General features: G+C 67.4%; 17 protein-coding genes. 7 read left to right on the top strand and 10 right to left on the bottom strand.

The annotated features are described in order from the left end of the window. Window positions 1-282 precede the first annotated feature (282 nt). From ACFQ4G_RS14940 to ACFQ4G_RS14910, 7 genes are all read left to right on the top strand, one after another. Window positions 283-519: an acyl carrier protein gene (locus ACFQ4G_RS14940; RefSeq protein ID WP_018044468.1), complete on the top strand. Its 237-nt coding sequence runs from the start codon at window positions 283-285 to the stop codon at window positions 517-519. Window positions 520-613: 94 nt separating this feature from the next. Continuing rightward, window positions 614-1,873, top strand: coding sequence for a beta-ketoacyl-ACP synthase II (fabF, locus tag ACFQ4G_RS14935; protein ID WP_238205245.1), 1,260 nt, complete (start codon window positions 614-616; stop codon window positions 1,871-1,873). 212 nt (window positions 1,874-2,085) lie between these two features. After that, a complete protein-coding gene (locus ACFQ4G_RS14930) occupies window positions 2,086-3,081 on the top strand; it encodes an acyltransferase family protein (protein WP_238205244.1) in 996 nt (331 codons plus the stop codon). A 160-nt stretch (window positions 3,082-3,241) separates the two neighbouring features. Continuing rightward, window positions 3,242-4,618: an endolytic transglycosylase MltG gene (gene mltG, locus ACFQ4G_RS14925; protein WP_238205242.1), complete on the top strand. Its 1,377-nt coding sequence runs from the start codon at window positions 3,242-3,244 to the stop codon at window positions 4,616-4,618. A 67-nt stretch (window positions 4,619-4,685) separates the two neighbouring features. Continuing rightward, complete coding sequence (locus ACFQ4G_RS14920) at window positions 4,686-5,564, top strand: YicC/YloC family endoribonuclease (RefSeq protein ID WP_238205241.1); 879 nt, start codon at window positions 4,686-4,688, stop codon at window positions 5,562-5,564. A 12-nt stretch (window positions 5,565-5,576) separates the two neighbouring features. Beyond that, on the top strand, window positions 5,577-6,230 hold the full coding sequence (gene gmk / locus ACFQ4G_RS14915) for a guanylate kinase (protein WP_238205240.1): 654 nt from the start codon (window positions 5,577-5,579) through the stop codon (window positions 6,228-6,230). Window positions 6,231-6,243: 13 nt separating this feature from the next. After that, window positions 6,244-6,630 carry a glyoxalase superfamily protein gene (locus ACFQ4G_RS14910; protein WP_238205239.1) on the top strand — a complete coding sequence of 129 codons (387 nt, stop codon included), beginning with the start codon at window positions 6,244-6,246 and terminating at the stop codon, window positions 6,628-6,630. A gap of 191 nt (window positions 6,631-6,821) precedes the next feature. Here ACFQ4G_RS14910 and ACFQ4G_RS14905 read toward each other — a convergent pair whose 3' ends face one another. From ACFQ4G_RS14905 to ACFQ4G_RS14860, 10 genes are all read right to left on the bottom strand, one after another. Then, window positions 6,822-7,874, bottom strand: a complete 1,053-nt coding sequence (locus ACFQ4G_RS14905) for a lysylphosphatidylglycerol synthase domain-containing protein (protein ID WP_238205518.1) — start codon at window positions 7,872-7,874, stop codon at window positions 6,822-6,824. A gap of 181 nt (window positions 7,875-8,055) precedes the next feature. Then, a complete protein-coding gene (locus tag ACFQ4G_RS14900) occupies window positions 8,056-8,382 on the bottom strand; it encodes a (2Fe-2S) ferredoxin domain-containing protein (RefSeq protein ID WP_238205238.1) in 327 nt (108 codons plus the stop codon). A gap of 117 nt (window positions 8,383-8,499) precedes the next feature. After that, window positions 8,500-9,864 (bottom strand): sigma-54-dependent transcriptional regulator FlbD, encoded by a 1,365-nt coding sequence (gene flbD, locus ACFQ4G_RS14895; RefSeq protein WP_238205237.1) that lies wholly within the window; start codon window positions 9,862-9,864, stop codon window positions 8,500-8,502. A 68-nt stretch (window positions 9,865-9,932) separates the two neighbouring features. Then, window positions 9,933-10,277, bottom strand: coding sequence for a flagellar motor switch protein FliN (gene fliN / locus ACFQ4G_RS14890; protein WP_238205236.1), 345 nt, complete (start codon window positions 10,275-10,277; stop codon window positions 9,933-9,935). Window positions 10,278-10,307: 30 nt separating this feature from the next. Further along, complete coding sequence (locus ACFQ4G_RS14885; RefSeq protein ID WP_238205235.1) at window positions 10,308-10,916, bottom strand: FliH/SctL family protein; 609 nt, start codon at window positions 10,914-10,916, stop codon at window positions 10,308-10,310. Continuing rightward, window positions 10,913-11,962 (bottom strand): flagellar motor switch protein FliG, encoded by a 1,050-nt coding sequence (gene fliG, locus ACFQ4G_RS14880; protein ID WP_238205234.1) that lies wholly within the window; start codon window positions 11,960-11,962, stop codon window positions 10,913-10,915. The genes ACFQ4G_RS14885 and fliG overlap by 4 nt, the downstream gene beginning before the upstream one ends. A 63-nt stretch (window positions 11,963-12,025) precedes the next feature. After that, window positions 12,026-13,639, bottom strand: coding sequence for a flagellar basal-body MS-ring/collar protein FliF (fliF, locus tag ACFQ4G_RS14875; RefSeq protein ID WP_238205233.1), 1,614 nt, complete (start codon window positions 13,637-13,639; stop codon window positions 12,026-12,028). 361 nt (window positions 13,640-14,000) lie between these two features. Continuing rightward, on the bottom strand, window positions 14,001-14,276 hold the full coding sequence (gene sciP / locus ACFQ4G_RS14870; protein ID WP_018044452.1) for a CtrA inhibitor SciP: 276 nt from the start codon (window positions 14,274-14,276) through the stop codon (window positions 14,001-14,003). A gap of 104 nt (window positions 14,277-14,380) precedes the next feature. After that, a complete protein-coding gene (locus ACFQ4G_RS14865; RefSeq protein ID WP_238205232.1) occupies window positions 14,381-15,058 on the bottom strand; it encodes a flagellar hook assembly protein FlgD in 678 nt (225 codons plus the stop codon). 10 nt (window positions 15,059-15,068) lie between these two features. Continuing rightward, window positions 15,069-16,064 carry a flagellar hook-length control protein FliK gene (locus ACFQ4G_RS14860; protein WP_238205231.1) on the bottom strand — a complete coding sequence of 332 codons (996 nt, stop codon included), beginning with the start codon at window positions 16,062-16,064 and terminating at the stop codon, window positions 15,069-15,071. Between the last annotated feature and the right edge of the window lie 548 nt (window positions 16,065-16,612).

The raw sequence follows: 16,612 nt of genomic DNA, 5'->3' as shown, positions 1-16,612 counted from the left end.
CCCGCGGAGGAAGGCAGGGAATTGCTGCATCGCACACTGAAAATCTCGTCCGTTCGCTCGAAAAAGCCACAGCGATGAACGGTTTGTGAACCGCCCCTCGCCAGCGCCAAAACCCTGTGCTACCACCCCGGCTGCCGTGCGAGGGGGGTTGACGGTTCAGCGTGTTGCGGGTTCTCAAGACCACGCGCGATCGGACACCGGCCGCTTCCAGAAATCCGCATCAGCGGGATAGCGGCCACGGCGCCTTCACCATCACGATCGAATAGCTAAGGACCAGGAACGATGAGCGATATCGCTGAGCGCGTGAAGAAGATCGTTGTCGAGCACCTCGGCGTTGAGCCGGAAAAGGTGGTCGAGGGCGCGAACTTCATCGATGATCTCGGCGCCGACAGCCTCGACACCGTCGAGCTCGTGATGGCGTTCGAGGAAGAGTTCAACGTCGAGATCCCTGACGACGCCGCCGAGACCATCCAGACGGTCGGCGATGCCGTGAAGTTCCTTGAGAAGAACTCCGCCTAAGGGCGACAGGACAAAGGGCGCAGAGACAAACGGGGCGTGAAACCCCCGTGCGCCATTTGGTGTGATAATGACGGGACCGGTTCGGGATAACGCGATGCGTCGGGTTGTGGTGACGGGCTTAGGCATGGTGACGCCGCTGGGAAGCGGCGTCGAGACCACCTGGAGCCGGTTGATCGCGGGAGATAGCGGAGCGTCGCAGGTGACAGCCTTCGACGTCTCCGATCTCGCCTGCCGCATCGCCTGCTCGGTCCCGTTCGGAGACGGTAACGACGGCACCTTCAATCCCGACCAGTGGATGGAGGCGAAGGAGCAGCGCAAAGTCGATCCCTTCATCGTCTACGCTATGGCCGCGGCCGGTCAGGCCCTCGACGATGCCGACTGGCACCCGACCTCCCACGAGGATCAATGCGCCACCGGCGTGATGATCGGTTCCGGCATCGGCGGGATCGGGGGCATCTACGACGCCTCCGTGACCCTGCACGACAAGGGGCCGCGACGGATCTCACCGTTCTTCATTCCCGGCCGCATCATCAACCTCGCCTCCGGCCAGGTCTCGATCGCGCATGGGCTGAAGGGACCAAATCATGCGGTCGTCACCGCCTGCTCCACCGGGGCGCACGCCATCGGCGACGCGGCCCGGCTGATCCAGTTCGGCGATGCCGACGTGATGGTGGCCGGCGGCGCGGAGTCTCCGGTGAACCGCCTCGCGCTTGCGGGCTTTGCCGCCTGCCGCGCTCTTTCCACCGGCTTCAACGACGAGCCGGCCAAGGCTTCCCGCCCCTACGACAAGGACCGCGACGGCTTCGTCATGGGCGAGGGCGCTGGCGTCGTCGTGCTTGAGGAATACGAGCACGCCAAGGCCCGCGGCGCCAGGATCTACGCCGAGGTGGTCGGCTACGGCCTCACGGGTGACGCCTACCACATCACCTCGCCCGCCCCGGACGGCGACGGCGCCTTCCGCTGCATGAGCGCCGCCGTGAAGCGCGCAGGTCTGCAGCCGTCCGACATCGACTACATCAACGCCCATGGCACCTCGACGCCCATGGGCGACGAACTGGAACTCAAGGCGGTGGAGCGCCTGCTGGGTGGCCATGCCGGCAAGGCCGCCATGTCCTCCACCAAATCGGCCGTGGGCCATCTTCTTGGCGCGGCCGGCGCCATCGAGGCGATCTTTTCGGTGCTGACCATCCGCGACGGCGTGATGCCACCGACTCTCAACCTCGATACCCCCTCCGTGGAGACGGCAATCGACCTCGTGCCGCACGAAGCCAAGCGCAAGCAGGTGGATGTGGTGCTTTCGAACTCGTTCGGGTTCGGCGGGACGAATGCGTCGCTGGTGATGCGGCGGGTCTGACGGACAGGCTTGGCACAATCGCCCGCCGCCCTCTGTCCTCCGGGGGAAGGGATGACAGTGCCCTCGGACCACACGCAGGCCTCGCCAGCGCGAAGTCCAAACTCGGCCTTCTCCACCGTCCGCACTACGGAGACCGGATGCCCGGCAACCCCGAAACATTGACTTTGCCAAACCCATGACGGCTCGTCGCGCTCCTGCTTCGGGGCCGATCCATGCCGCATTACCGTTCGATCCAGGCGCTGCGCTTCGTCGCGGCCCTCCTCGTCGTGGCGTTCCATCTCGCCGACGGGCATTTCATCGTCGGGGCGGCGGGCGTCGACGTGTTCTTCATCATCTCCGGCTTCATCATGGGAACGATCGGGGTGCGCGAGCCGCCCGCGGCCTTCCTGGCGAAGCGCCTGATCCGCGTCGTTCCGCTTTACTGGGCGGTGACGCTGCTGATGAGCGTCGTCTCGCTGGCGGGCGTCTTCACCCAGTTCACCGTCGACCCGCGCCGCCTCGTGCTGTCACTGCTGTTCATCCCCTATTACGAGCCGGGCGGCGGGTTGTGGCCTCTCGTCGTCGTCGGGTGGACGCTCAATGTCGAGATGCTGTTCTACGCGGTCTTCACCGTCGGGCTCGTTCTGGGTGCGCCGATCCGTTTCGCGTTCGTCGCCCTCGCCCTCCTGGCCCTGGCCGGAGCGGTACTGGAGCCCGAGAGTGCGATCCTCGTGCAATGGACCACACCGCTGCTGCTGGAATTCGCCGCCGGCCTCGCGCTCGCGACCTTCGTCAGGCCGGCGGGGCTCGGCAAGGGCGCGGCCATGGTCGGTCTCGGTCTGGCTGGCTTTGCCGGGTTCACGGCCCTCGGTCTCGGCGACCAGAATCTCCGCCTGCTCACCTGGGGGATGCCGGCCTTCCTCATCGTCGCCGGAGCGCTGGCGATCGAGAGAGCGGGTCGGTGGCCGTCGGGTCTGCGCCTGATCGAGATCGGCGGCAACGCCTCCTACTCGCTCTACCTGCTGCATGGGCTGGTGATCTCGGCCGCGGCCAAGACCATCGGGACGAGCGTCCCGGCCAAGGTCGCGGCGGGGGCGATCGCGGTTGCCGTCTCCCTCGCCTCCTATCGCCTGTTCGAGAAGCCGATGGGCGCCTTCCTCGGACGGAGCGTGAAGGCCCTTTCGGCAAGGAAGGAGATCGGGGGACAGGCCGTCTCGGCGAAGTCCTGATACGCCTTTTCGCCACAAAACCGGTTCAGTTCGCTCGAAATAGCCATCGGCTCAGGCGCGGGGAGGCTTGACGCACGGAACCCTGCGCTTCCTTGCTGTGGCTTCCTTCGCGCCCGACCCGTTGGAGCACGGGCGAGATGCGAGCCTGAACAGGATGTCCATGTTCTTCCGCAAACGCAAAGATCCGGATCAGGCATCGATACCGGTGCCGTCCGACGAGCCGGCCCCGTTGAACCGGGCGTCCCCGCGCAGCCCGAGCGAGGCGATCAAGCCCACGGCCGCGCCGCCGCCGCCCGACCGTCCCGTGCGCGAGCGCGGCGGCCTGCTCAGCACCATCAGCGGCCTTCTCACCGCCTCCGTCGTCCTCGCCATCGCCGCGATGATCGGCGTGACACTGTTCGACCGTCAGGTCCGCGAGCCCGGCCCGCTTGCCGCCGACAAGGTGGTGGTCATCCCGCCCCGCAGCGGCACCTCCGAGATCGCCGACGCGCTCTCCCGCGAGGGCGTCATCAGTCACACCGCCCTCTTCGAATGGGCCGCCCGCTTCTCGGGCAAAGCGCTGAAGGCCGGCGAGTATACCTTCAAGGCACATGCCAGCATCGGCGACACGATCGAGACGCTGGCCAACGGCCGGCAGGTCCAGCACGCCATCACCTTCCCCGAAGGACTGACGTCCGAGCAGATCGTCGTACGTCTCAACGAGAACGACATCCTCACCGGCGACGTCAACGAGATCCCACCGGAGGGCTCGCTCCTGCCCGACACCTATAAGTTCGAGCGCGGCGCCACGCGCCAGCAGATCGTCAACCTGATGCGCGCCAAGCAGCGCGAAGTGCTGAACCAGATCTGGCTGCGCCGCTCGGCGGACATTCCGGTGAAGACCCCGGCCGAGATGGTGACGCTCGCCTCCATCGTCGAGAAGGAGACCGGCCGGGCGGACGAGCGCCCGCGCGTGGCCGGCGTCTTCGTCAACCGCCTCAACAAGCGCATGAAGCTGCAATCCGACCCGACCATCGTCTACGGGCTGGTGGGCGGGCGCGGCACCCTCGGCCGCGGCATCCAGCGCTCCGAGATCGACCGGGCGACCCCCTACAACACCTACGTCATCGAGGGCCTGCCGCCGGGACCGATCGCCAATCCGGGCCGCGCGGCGCTCGAAGCCGTCGCCAACCCGTCGCGCACCAAGGACCTCTATTTCGTCGCCGACGGCACAGGCGGCCATGCCTTCGCAGACAGTCTGGAGGGCCATTCGCGCAACGTGGCACGCTGGCGCCAGGTGGAGCGCGCCCGCAAGGAAACGCCCACCGACGCCGCTCCGGTGGACAAGGCCGAGCCCCCAGTGGACGCGGCGGGTGCTCCGGGCCGGGCTTCGGCCTATGCGCCAGACGGTACCAATTTCGCCGGCAGTGCCGCCGACCCCTCGGCCCCGCGCCCGAAGGCCTTCGACGCCTCGGAAGGTACCAAGCTCGACCCACTGCGTAACAGGACCTTCGACCTCAACTCGGCGAAGAGCGTCCCGGCGCTGAAGCCGCAATGATCGGTTCGCACGCCGCGCGCATCCCCTCTCGCCGTTCACGGGGAGAGGGCCGCTACGAGACGACATCATGATCCTCTCCAGCATGACGGGCTTTGCCCGCGCCACCGGCACGACCGGTCCGGTCCAGTGGGCCTGGGAGGTTCGCAGCGTGAACGGTCGTGGCCTCGATGTACGCCTGCGCGTGCCGAACGGCCTGGAGGCCGTGGGCGAGGTCGCCCGCACCGCCCTGCAGAAGACCCTGACCAGAGGGCAGTGCCAACTCTCGCTCAACCTCACACGGCCCGAGGCAAGAGCACGGGTGCGGATCAACGAAAAGCTGCTCGCCGAACTCGCCGCCGCCACCGCCCGCGTGCCGCGCCCGGAGGGGCTCGCCCCCGCTTCTCTCGACGGGCTGCTCGGCATCCGCGGCGTCATCGAATCCGAAGAAGAGCCTGCGGCGGAGTCCGACACGCTTGCCCACGATCTCGCCGAGGGCGTCGTACGGCTGGTGGCCGACCTGGTGGAGACGCGCCGCGCCGAGGGGCGCCAGCTGCGCGCCATCATCGAGGGCCAGCTCGTCGCCATGTCCCGCCTCCGCCAAGCCGCCGAGACCTGCCCCGGTCGCCAGCCGGAGGCAGTGAAGGCGCGGCTCTCCGCCAGCATCGCCGCGCTGATGGAAGCCGGCGGCCTCGACCCCGACCGGCTGCACCAGGAGGCCGTCCTCATCGCGGCCAAGGCCGACGTGCGCGAGGAACTCGACCGCCTGGGCGCCCATCTCGACAGCGTCGGCGAGTTGCTGACCCATGGCGGCGCCATCGGCAGGAAGCTCGATTTTCTGGCCCAGGAGCTCGGCCGCGAGGCGAATACCCTCTGCGCCAAGGCGGGAGACATCGCGTTGTCGCGGATCGGACTCGACTTGAAGGCCGTGGTGGAGCAATTCCGCGAGCAGGTTCAGAACGTCGAGTAGGTTTTTTCGGACATGCAGGCCACGACGATCGGGCGGCGCGGGTTCATCCTCATCCTGTCCTCGCCTTCGGGGGCGGGGAAGACCACGCTGACGCGTGCCGTGGCCAGCGATCCGAAATGGGGCCTCGACCTCTCGATCTCGGTGACGACGCGCCAGCGCCGGCCGTCCGAGATCGACGGCAAGCACTACAATTTCATCGACCGCGAGGCCTTCGACGCCCTGCGCGGGGCCGACAACCTCCTCGAATGGGCCGAGGTTCACGGCAATTTCTACGGCACCCCGCGCCGCCCGGTGGAGAAGGTGCTCGGTGCCGGCCGGGACATGATCTTCGACATCGACTACCAGGGCACGCGCCAGGTGCGAGCCAAACTCGCCGAGGACGTAGTGACGGTGTTCATCCTGCCGCCGAGCCTCGCCGAACTGCGCCACCGGCTCGAGCGGCGCGCCGAGGATTCGCCCGAGACCATCGAGAAGCGCCTCGCCAATTCCCGCGTCGAGATCCAGCGCTGGAACGAATACGATTATGTCCTCGTCAACGACGACCTGAACGACGCGTTCGCCAAGCTTCAGGGCATCCTCATCGCGGAACGCCTGAAGCGCACCCGCAATACCGGGCTCTCCGACTTCGTCGACGGGCTGCTGGCCGAACCGGATAGGATCGCCTGAGGAGTACGGTGCCATGGTTCCGACGAAGCCCCAAGACGGCGACATCCGCTTCGATCAGACCTGTCCGATCCTGCGCATTTTCGACGAGGCCAAGGCCCGCGAATTCTACCTCGATTTCCTCGGCTTCGGCCTCGATTGGGAGCATCGCTTCGGCGATGACTTCCCGCTCTACGCCCAGGTCTCGCGGGCAGGCCTGATCCTGCATCTGAGCGGGCATCACGGCGACGCTACGCCGGGCTCGACGACCTTCGTCCGGATGGCGGGCATCCATGCCTTCCAGCGGGAACTGATCGGCAGAAACTACGTCCATGCCAAGCCGGGGGTGGAAAGCCTGCCCTGGGGTCTCGTGATGACGGTGGCCGACCCTTTCGGCAACAACCTCCGCTTCTGCGAGGCGTAAGGCGGAGCAGCAGCCTTCGCAGCGCGGGAATGGCCGGTCGGAAGGCGAAGCTACCCGCCCGGACCCACGCAGCATCGGCGAGAGATCGATTTCGGCATGAGGGACGGGCGCCGTCGTCGGCGGCGGTGGTTCCGGCATCGGCTGAGGTAAGACAACTCACCTGATCGGAAGACACCCCTCTCGCGAAGACCTCAGCCGCGCGGCGGCATCACCGTGGCACGGCGGGCTTCCAGGGTCTGCCACAGGAGTAGGGAGGGCAGGCCGAGCACGACGTCGGGCACGCGCTTGGCGAGGGACAGGGCGATGGCGGTTCCCGGATCGATGCCGAACAATCCGCCCACGAGCACGAACCCGCCTTCCTGGACCCCGAGCCCGCTCGGCACCGGGAAGGCCGCCGACTTGATCGCCTGGCTCAGCGCCTCGATGACGATCACTTCGGTGAGGCCGACGCCCTCGACGCCGATACAGGTCAGCGCGATCCAGATTTCCACCGCGCCGAGCATCCAGGCCAGGAGATGAAGGGCGAAGCCTTGGGCGAGCATGGGCCAGCGCCCCGGCGCCCAGACCGCATCGAGGGCACCGTGAACGCCTGCATCCGATGGAGCCGTGGCAGGTGCCGTGCCGGGAGAGACCTCGGCCTCATCGCGCAGGAAGCGCCGACCGAGTTCGGCGATGCGGCGCTCGACGCCCCGTATGAGCGGGCTGCGCTGGAAGACGAAGAAGGCGGCGAGGAGAGCGGCGGTGACGCCGAGGGCCCGCAACGCCCAGGCAGCGAGGGATGCGGCCGAATCGCTCTCCATCTGCATCAGCAGGACGACGCCGATCAGGACGAACAGGGCCTGCGTCGCGACCTGGATCAGCATGTCCACCAAGATCGAGGCGGCGGCCAGACTTCCCGGAACGCCCCAGAAGGTGAGGAGGCGCCCACCGACCACATCGCCGCCGACCGAGGCCACGGGAAGAAGCACGTTGATCCCGTCGCGCACGAAACGGAGGATGAGGAAGGCGCCCGCCTCGGTCGTGGCCGAGAGACGGTGCAGCACCCGCTCCCAGGCGATACCGCAGAGGGTCAGGACGACGATCCGCATCAGCACGATTCCGGCGAGTCCGGCCAAACCGATCCGGCCGAAGGCATCGGCAACGGCAGCGAGATCGTGGGTGGCCACCAGCCAGATCGCGAGGCCGAGGCCGAGCACCGTACCCAGGACGGGCAGGTATCGCAGGGCATGTCTCCCGATTCCCATACGGGCGGGAGGAGGTGCCACGACGCGGCGTGTCAAATGCCTGAACCCCTGGGATGAATGAGCGCCAACGGCGACGATCTGTCTGTTCGGCGGTCACCTTATCCGGCACAGCGCCCGCCTCGGGAAAAATCGAATTCCGATCCGCCCTATCGCGTCATTGGGGCTGAAATCGGGGGTCGCCTCACTCGAACCTGCGGGCGGCCGGATAGACCGTATCGAGGGTCTGCGCGGCGTCGCCATCGGGATCGATCAGGACGATGCGGTTGCGCGACAGGCTGAACGAGGTCGCGACCGCGACGAACCTCTTCGGGCACGGACCGAGACAGCCGGTCGAGACCACGCGGGTCACACGGCCGAGGCCTCGCCGCTTGACCTCGCGCTTCAGCCGCCCGCGGATCTCATCCTTCTTCAAACCGACGCGCTTGGTGCATTTCGAGCAGACCATGACGATGTCGGAATAGCCCGACTTCGCGGTCCGCACGGTGGTGTCCTTGTCGTGCTTTGCCAAATCCGAGTGACCGATCCGCTTCGGGCGATCCGAGAAACGGAGCGCCGTCGCGGTCACACCTAGTCAAAGCGGAGAGGGGCGGCAACGGCGCGCGACGGTTCGCCCGCCCTCGACGCCTCAGCCATAGGCCGCCATGGCGCGGACGCTGCCCGGTTCGGCGACGCTGATGCCCGAATCGACATATTCGTTCAGCTTGTTGCGCAGGGTGCGGATCGAGATGCCGAGGATCTTGGCCGCATGGGTGCGGTTGCCGAGGCAATGGTCGAGGGTGTCGAGGATCAGCTCGCATTCCACCTGCGCCACCGTGCGTCCCACGAGGCCCCGGGTCGCGGCCTCCGCGACGTGTGCGGCGCGCTCGACCGGTCCTGCCGAGCGCGCGAAGGATTCGCCCTCCGGCGTCGAGATCGCATCGGCGTCGATCTCCGATCCCGTCGCCAGCAGCACCGCCCTGTGCAGCGTGTTCTCGAGTTCGCGCACGTTGCCGCGCCACGGGTTCTCCCGAATGATGCCCTGCGCCTCGCGGCTGAGGGACCGGAACGGCAGGCCGTTCACCTCGGCGTATTTCTTGGCAAAGTGGCCGGCGAGTTCGAGGATGTCGGCCGGGCGCTCGCGAAGCGGCGGCAGGCGCAGATGCACCACGTTGAGGCGGTAGAACAGATCCTCGCGGAACGTGCCCTTGCGGACCTCGTCGAGGAGGTTGCGGTTGGAGGTGGCGAGCACCCTGATATCGACCTTGACCGGGGCGGTGCCGCCGACCCGGTCGATCACCCGCTCCTGCAGCGCGCGCAGCAGCTTCGACTGCAGGCGGACGTCCATCTCGGAGATCTCGTCGAGCAGCAGCGTGCCGCCATTGGCTTCCTCGAACCGCCCGATCCGGCGGGCGACGGCGCCGGTAAAGGCGCCCTTCTCATGGCCGAACAATTCGGATTCGAGCAGCGCCTCGGGGATCGCGGCGCAGTTCACCGAGACGAAGGGGCGGTTGGTCCGGGTGGATTTCTGGTGGACATGCCGGGCCAGGACCTCCTTGCCGGTGCCGCTCTCGCCGGTGATGAGCACCGAAGCCTCGGACCGCGCCACCTGCTCGGCGAGCTTCACCACCTTCTCCATCGAGGCGTCGCGCCAGACGAAAGCGCGGCCATCCTCCGAAACCGCCTGCAGCACGGCGGCGATCAGTTCCGGATCGGGGGGCAGGGGGATGTATTCGCGGGCTCCCGCCTGGATCGCGGCCACCGCCGCCTTGGCATCGGTGGCGACACCACAGGCGACCACGGGGGTGCGGATGCGTTCTTCGGCCAGCGCCGTCACCAGCTCGCGGATCGGCAGCGCCACGTCGATCATGACGAGGTCGGCGCCCTTGGCACGGAGCACGGCGAGGCCCTGGGCCACCCCGTCCGCATGGGTCACGGCCGCACCGCGATTCATGGCGATCTTGGAGGCGGTGACGAGTTCGCCGCTCAAGCGTCCGATGATGAGTAGCCGCATGGTCTAGGATCCTGTGTCGGTGGGGGCCTCGCGCGGAAGCGCGGCGGGCAGAAGCGCGGCGGGCGGGATCAGTGGTCGCTCTTGATGATCTCGGTCATCGTCACGCCGAGGCGCTCCTCGACGAGGACGACTTCGCCGCGAGCAACGAGCCGGTTGTTGACGAAGATGTCGATGGCTTCGCCGACCTTGCGGTCGAGCTCCAGCACCGCGCCCGGCTGCAGCCGCAGCAGGTCGCCGATGGGCATCCGCGACGAGCCGAGCACGGCCGAGACCACCACTGGGACGTCGAAGACCTGTTCGAGATCCGCGGCGCTCTTGGGGGTCGTCGGCGCCTCGCGGATCGATTCGGAGCCGAGGCCGTCGAAGGAGGCATCGGTGCCATTGAGCTGCGGCAGGCTGAAATCGTCGGACATTGCGGGCTTTCAGTGCAGAAATAGCGGGGTTCAGGCGTCGGCGGATCGGGGATCGAGAGGTTGGCCGATGGCATCGAGGACGGCCGCCTCGATACGGGCGCGGTCGCGCACGACGCCGCCATCCGCCCATTCCATCCGTGCGTCGCCCGGTGCGAGATCGGGCTCTCCGAGGACGATGAGTCGCCCTTCGAAGCCGCGCTCGCGGGCGAGGCCCTTCACCAGCGCCTCGGCCTCGTCCACCAGCCCGTCATTCACCCGCACCACGAGATGCGGCACGCCGCGCAGGTGCTGCAGGGCGGCGCGCGCCGCGTCGCCGATGGCCGCCAGCGGTTGGGTGTCGAGGGCATCGCCGGCGATGCGGCGCGCCAGGGACACGGCGAAGGCCAGGGCCTCCTCTTCGCGGGCGGCATCGCGGGCATCGGCCTGACCGATGAGGCCAGCCGCGGCGAGGCCGACGCGGGTGAGGGCGTCGGCCATGCGGGCCTGGGCCTGGGCCTCCGCCTGGGCCCGGCCTTCCTGGACGCCGCGGGCATGGGCCTGGGCCACGGCCTCGGCGAGAGCTGCGGCCTCCTTCGGCGAGGCGCTCGCACCGTCGCGCGGCCGGAAGTCGGTGTCGAAGAGGAAGCGACGGGCGTTCAATAGACCAGCTCCTCTTCGCCGCTGGACTTGGCGATCATGATCTCGCCCTTCTCGGCCAGTTCCTTGGCGAGTTCGGTCATCTTCGACTGCGCCTCGTCGACATCCTTCAGGCGGATCGGGCCCAGCGAGCCCATCTCGTCGGTGATGTTCTTGGCCGCGCGGGTGGACATGTTCTTGAGGAAGAACCCGCGCACGCGCTCGTCGGCGCCCTTGAGGGCGCGGCACAGCGTGTCGTTGTCGACCTTGCGCAGCAGGGTCTGCACGCTGCCGGCATCGAGCTTGAGCAGGTCCTCGAAGGTGAACATGAGCTGGCGGATCTTCTTGGCCGAGCCGCGATTGGCCTGGTCCAGGGCCGCCAGGAAGCGGCCTTCCGTCTGGCGGTCGAAGGCGTTGAACACGTCCGCCATCAGCTCGTGCGCGTCGCGCCGGGTCGTCTGCGCGATGGTGGAGACGAATTCCACCCGCAGGGTCTCCTCGATATGGCGGAGGGCCTCCTTCTGCACCGTCTCCATGCGCAGCATCCGGTTGAGGACGTCGATGGCGAAGTCCTCGGGCAGGATCGTCAGCACCTTGGCCGCATAGTCGGGACGTACCTTCGACAGCACCACGGAGACGGTCTGAGGATACTCGTTGCGCAGGAAGGATGCGAGGATTTCGGGATCGATCTGCGTCAGGCTCGCCCAGACGCGCTTCCCGGAGGCGCCCTTGATCTCCGCCATGATGGAGGAGACCTGGTCGGATGGAAAAATCTTGAGCAGGAGCGATTCCGTCCGCTCGAAATTCGAGGTGATGCCGCCGCCGGACGAGAGCCGCGAGACGAAATCGACGATGAGCCTCTCGACGGTCTCCGCCTCCAGCGAACCGAGCTGGACCATGGCGTGCGAGACCATCTTCACCTCTTCCTCGTCGAGCAGCTGCCAGATCGGCGCGCCGTCCGTCTCGCCGAGGAGAAGCAGAAGTGCTGCCGCACGCTGGGCGCCGGACATGGCGCTCAGGCCTGCCTTGCCGCTCTCCTGGTCCGTGCCGACACTCAACCCCGAGGCCATGACCTCAATCCTCTTCCGCTCTTGTCGCTACTGCTCGTCTCGTCGTGGTCTTCGCCGTTCCGCTCAACTGTCGTGGATCCAGTTGCGCAAGACCTCCACGGTCTCGCCCGGGCTGCCACGGACCATGTCCACGACCCGCTGGACCGTCTCGGCCTGGACCTTGCCGTTGAGCTGCGCGAAGTCGACGAGGCGGGCGGTGGGGTTGTCGCGCGGCACCAGCATCTGGTCGAGGGCGGGATCGCCGGTGGACATTCCCGGACCCGCGACCATGATGGCCGGTGCCGGTTCGGCGGTGAGGACGCGGCGCACGAGGGGACGCACCACGGCGAGGAGGACGATCACCGTCAGGAGGAACAGGACGGAGAGCTCGACCACCCGCATGATGTCCTCCTTCGTGGGAGTCAGCAGGGACTGGACGAGAGTGGGCTCGGTGAACTCGACCGGTGCCGGGGTCTCGGCGAAACGCAGGTTGACCACCTCGACCTGATCGCCGCGGGTCTTGTCGAAGCCGATGGCGGTGCGGACCAGGGTGGCGATCCGCTCGATCTCGTTGGCGGGGCGCGGCTGATAGACGGGCTTGCCGTCCGCCCCCGGCGCGTAGGCGCCGTCGACCAGCACCGCCACCGAGAGCCGCTTCACCCGCCCGCCTTCCTCCACCACCGTCTTGGTGACGCGGGAGATCTCGTAATTAGTGGTCTCCTCGTCCTTCTTGGACGTGTCCTTCGGCCCCGCATTCTGGTTCTGCTGGTTGGCACCCGGCAATTCGTTGCCGACCGTCACGGCGCCTTCGGTGCCTCCCGTGAGTGCGCTTTCGCTGCGCGTCTGGGTGGAGCGGACGACCTTGCTCTCCGGATCGAAGGTTTCCGATCGGCTCTCGATGCGGTTCCTGTCGAGCTCGGCGGTGACCTGGACCCGCGAGCGGCCGGTGCCGACGATGCCGGCCACGATCTCCTCGATCTGCGAGCGCAGGCGGCGCTCGAGCCCGACCTGCTTCTCTTCCATGCCGGCGCCGGTATCGGCTTCCGCGCCGCGAGCCCCATCGGCCAGCAGGCGGCCGCGCTCGTCAACGATGGAGATCCGCTCGGGCTTCAATCCCTCCACGGCGGAGGCGGCGAGATGGCGGATGGCGCGGACCTGAGAGGGGTCGATATCGCCCACGAGCTTGAGGACGATGGCCGCGCTCGGCATTTCCCGGTCGCGCTCGAACAGGCGGCGCTCCGGCATGACGAGATGGACGCGGGCCGCCTGGACGCGGCCGATGGCCCGGATCGAACGGGCGAGCTCGCCTTCCAGGGCGCGCAGGTGATTGACGTTCTGGACGAAGTTGGTGGACGAGAACGCGTCGCCCTTGTCGAAGATCTCGTAGCCGACGCCCGCGGCGCTGGGCAGGCCCTTGCCGGCGAGGTCCATGCGCAGGCGCGGAAGATCGGCACGGGGCGCCATGATGGTCTGCCCGGCATCGCCGCGCGTCTCGTACTTGATGCCGCGCGCATCGAGATCGCGGATGACGGCGCCGGAATCCTGCATCGACAGGTCAGCGAACAGGACGCCCATGTCGGGCTTCGACACCCGAAGGATCACGAAGGCGAAAAAGCCGACCAAGGTCAGCGTCACGGCCACCATGGCCGCGAGCCGCGCCGGTCCCAACTTCGTCACCAGTTCGAGAACCGACTTCACGACGCGACGTACCCACCCGAACCGGCGCGACGGAGGGGCCGCGCTCGCTCGGCAAAATTTGCCCAGGCCGTGGTTAGCGTCCGGTTAACGAATGGTGTCGCGGGTCAAAAAGGGCACGCCGACGGGGAGAGGCCGACCGCTTCCGGTCGCGGGGGATATCCGATGGACGAGGATGTCCCGGTGCCGGCCACGCCCCTCGCGGACCGGGCTGGAAAATGCGGAACTGGAAAACGCAGGACTGAAAAAATAAAGAACCGCGCCCCCGGGGAGGGGCGCGGTTCTTTTTCGAGGGGAGGTTTCTTAAAAGGGCGTTTCGGCATCCAAGATGGATGCCGGCCCGTCTCGATCTCAGTGCTCGATCTCAGTGGCGGTAATGCTGGATGCGGGTGGTCCGCAGGCCGGCAAGGCCGTGCTGGTCGATGGAGAACTGCCAGCTCAAGAACTCTTCGGTGGTGAGGGTGTAACGCTGGCAGGCCTCCTCGAGACTGAGTAGACCGCCGCGGACGGCTGCGACGACCTCCGCCTTCCGGCGGATGACCCACCTTCGGGTCGTGGTCGGCGGAAGATCGGCGATCGTCAACGGACTGCCGTCGGGCCCGATGACGTATTTGACTCTCGGGCGGCTTGGTTCGGTCATGATACGCTCTACAACTCGACTGACCTGTCGAGCTTGGAAGCTACTTGCGCCCGCTTAAGATATGTTGAAGCGGATCGATCGCATCTGATTCGTTTCCTCTGGGTTCATGTGGACAACCCTGTCCCGATGTTCTGGACGCTCGCGATCGGCACCCGGGAATTGCCGATCAGAAGGACCGGCGCGCTGCCGCTCAGGTCGACGCCATCGACCTTACCACTGACCTGGGTATCGACGGTGACCTTCGCTCCAGTGGCGTCGATGGCATCGACCTTGATCTTGTAGCTGCCATTGGCCGAGGTGAAGCCGGAGGTGGATCGCCCATCCCAGGTGAAGCTCTGCGCGCCGGTGGTCAGGGCCTTCGTCTGCGTCGCCACCACGTTGCCCTTGGCATCGCTGATCGTGATCGTCGCCTGCTTGGCGGCCCGCGAGGGCGTCAGCGTCCAGGTCGCCGAACCGTCCTTGAGATCGGCCACCTGCCCGTCGGCCGTCACCGTCTGGCCGACGAAACTCGTGGCCGAGGCCGCGCTCGCCGCCTTCGAGTTGCTGAGGATCGAGTCCAGCCGGTCGTTCGACTTCAGCTGCTGCTCGACGCCGGCATATTGCACGAGCTGCTGCGTGAACTGGTTCGTGTCCAGGGGGTCGAGGGGGTTCTGGTTCTTAAGCTGCGTCGTCAGCAGTGTCAGGAACTGCTGGAAATTGCCGGCGATCTCCTGTGACGTGCCGGTCGCCGTCGTGGAATTCGTCGAGGAACTGCTCGAGATCGAACTGATTCCGGATGTCATGGCAATCTCCTCAGATGCGGATATCGATGCCGCCGAGGCCGCGCAGTATCCGCAGCGGCATGGCGTCGATGGAAAGGCGTGGGTCTTTCAAGTCGGAACCGGGGGCGCCGGAAGCGCCCTCGCGGCCGCTCCCCCTATCCCGCTCGGCGCCGTTGCGGCCGTCGGAGCCGGTATCGCTGCGCAGGGACAGGTTGATGCTGGCGTCGGTCGCCTCGAAGCCGGCCTGCGACAGGGCCTGCTGGAGATTGCCGGCATCGCGCTGGAGCAGCGCCAGGGTCTCGGGCCGGTCGACCACGAGATGCGCGGTGACGGTGCCGTTGTCCTTGTCGATGTCGAGGTTCACGTCGATCCGCCCGAGATCCTTCGGGTCGAGACGGATCTCGAATCGGTTCGAGCCGGCGAGGGACCGCAATCCGATCGTCATCGGCACGGCGCCGAGAGGGACCGGCGCGGATTGGGCCTGAGGGGACGCCGCGCCCGTATCGGCGACCGGCGCGGCGTTGTTCGCCAGAGGTGCAGGAGCGGACGGCGACGAGGAGGCGACGAGATCGCCAAAGGACGCGGTCGCGATGGGGGCGAGCGCCTCGAGCGGCTTGGCCACCAGACCCTCGCCGTCCGGCGCCATCGCCGTGTCGGATCGATCGGTCCCCATGACCGGCACGGCGGCCAACTTTGCGGCGCTGCCCTTCGCTGCGATCCCATCGAGAGAGGCGGTCGCGCCCGAGCCCGGCGCGGACGCGCCGGTTCGGGCCTGGACCGTGGATGGATTCGCCGGAGGCGGCGGGAGGAGGAGATCGATCGGCACGAGGGTCGCCTCCGCCAGGGCGGATTCATCCGACGCCTCGTCATCGACCTCGTCCTTCGAGACCGGCTTTTCCTCGGTATGTCCCTCGCTCCCCGCGACCGCGCCGGCGGAGGCTTCCTGAGCGGCCAGGGCTTGGACCGGCGTCGGTGGCGCAGTCGGGACAGCCGGCGCAAGCGCCTGGCCTTTCCCCGGCTGCGGCACAGTCGGCGATGTCCCCCTGCCGTCCTTCCCCGCGTCCGTCTTCGCCGGGACAGGGGGGTTAGTCCCGATCTTTCCCGAAGATGGGACATTGGAATCAGTGATCGGCTTGGACTTCGCAGCAGCATCGGCGGGCTTGCCCGATTCCGCCTCACGATTTGACCGTATCTCGGATGCGGCCGGCCGTTGTGGCGCTTCCCGTCTCTCGACATTCGTCGGGTGATGCTCGCGTGGCGCCGCCGAGGGCCGACGCGGTGGCGGGGCTGGTTCCCGCTCTGAAACGGCAAAGGCGTCGCGGCTGGTCGAGTCGAGGTGGGAAGTCGTGGCGGAACGCGCGGCACTCGTGACCGCGGGGCGCACCGGATGCTCCATTTTCGTCGACGTCACGGCCATCAGCCTCGATCTCCTCGGGGCCTCTCCGCGCAAGCCCCGCGCCATACGCAACGCCGATCAACCATTTGAAGATAAACGATCATTTCCAATGACCCAAGGACCGCACCGATCCGGCTCGGCGGAATCGTCCCGGTCCCGGCAGGATTTGCCGGGTGCGC

The sequence above is a fragment of the Methylobacterium marchantiae genome (genome assembly GCF_042679825.1).
GTDB lineage: Bacteria > Pseudomonadota > Alphaproteobacteria > Rhizobiales > Beijerinckiaceae > Methylobacterium > Methylobacterium marchantiae.
The sequence above is the reverse complement of the archived record's forward strand: the minus strand, read 5'-3'. Positions and strand labels throughout refer to the sequence as shown.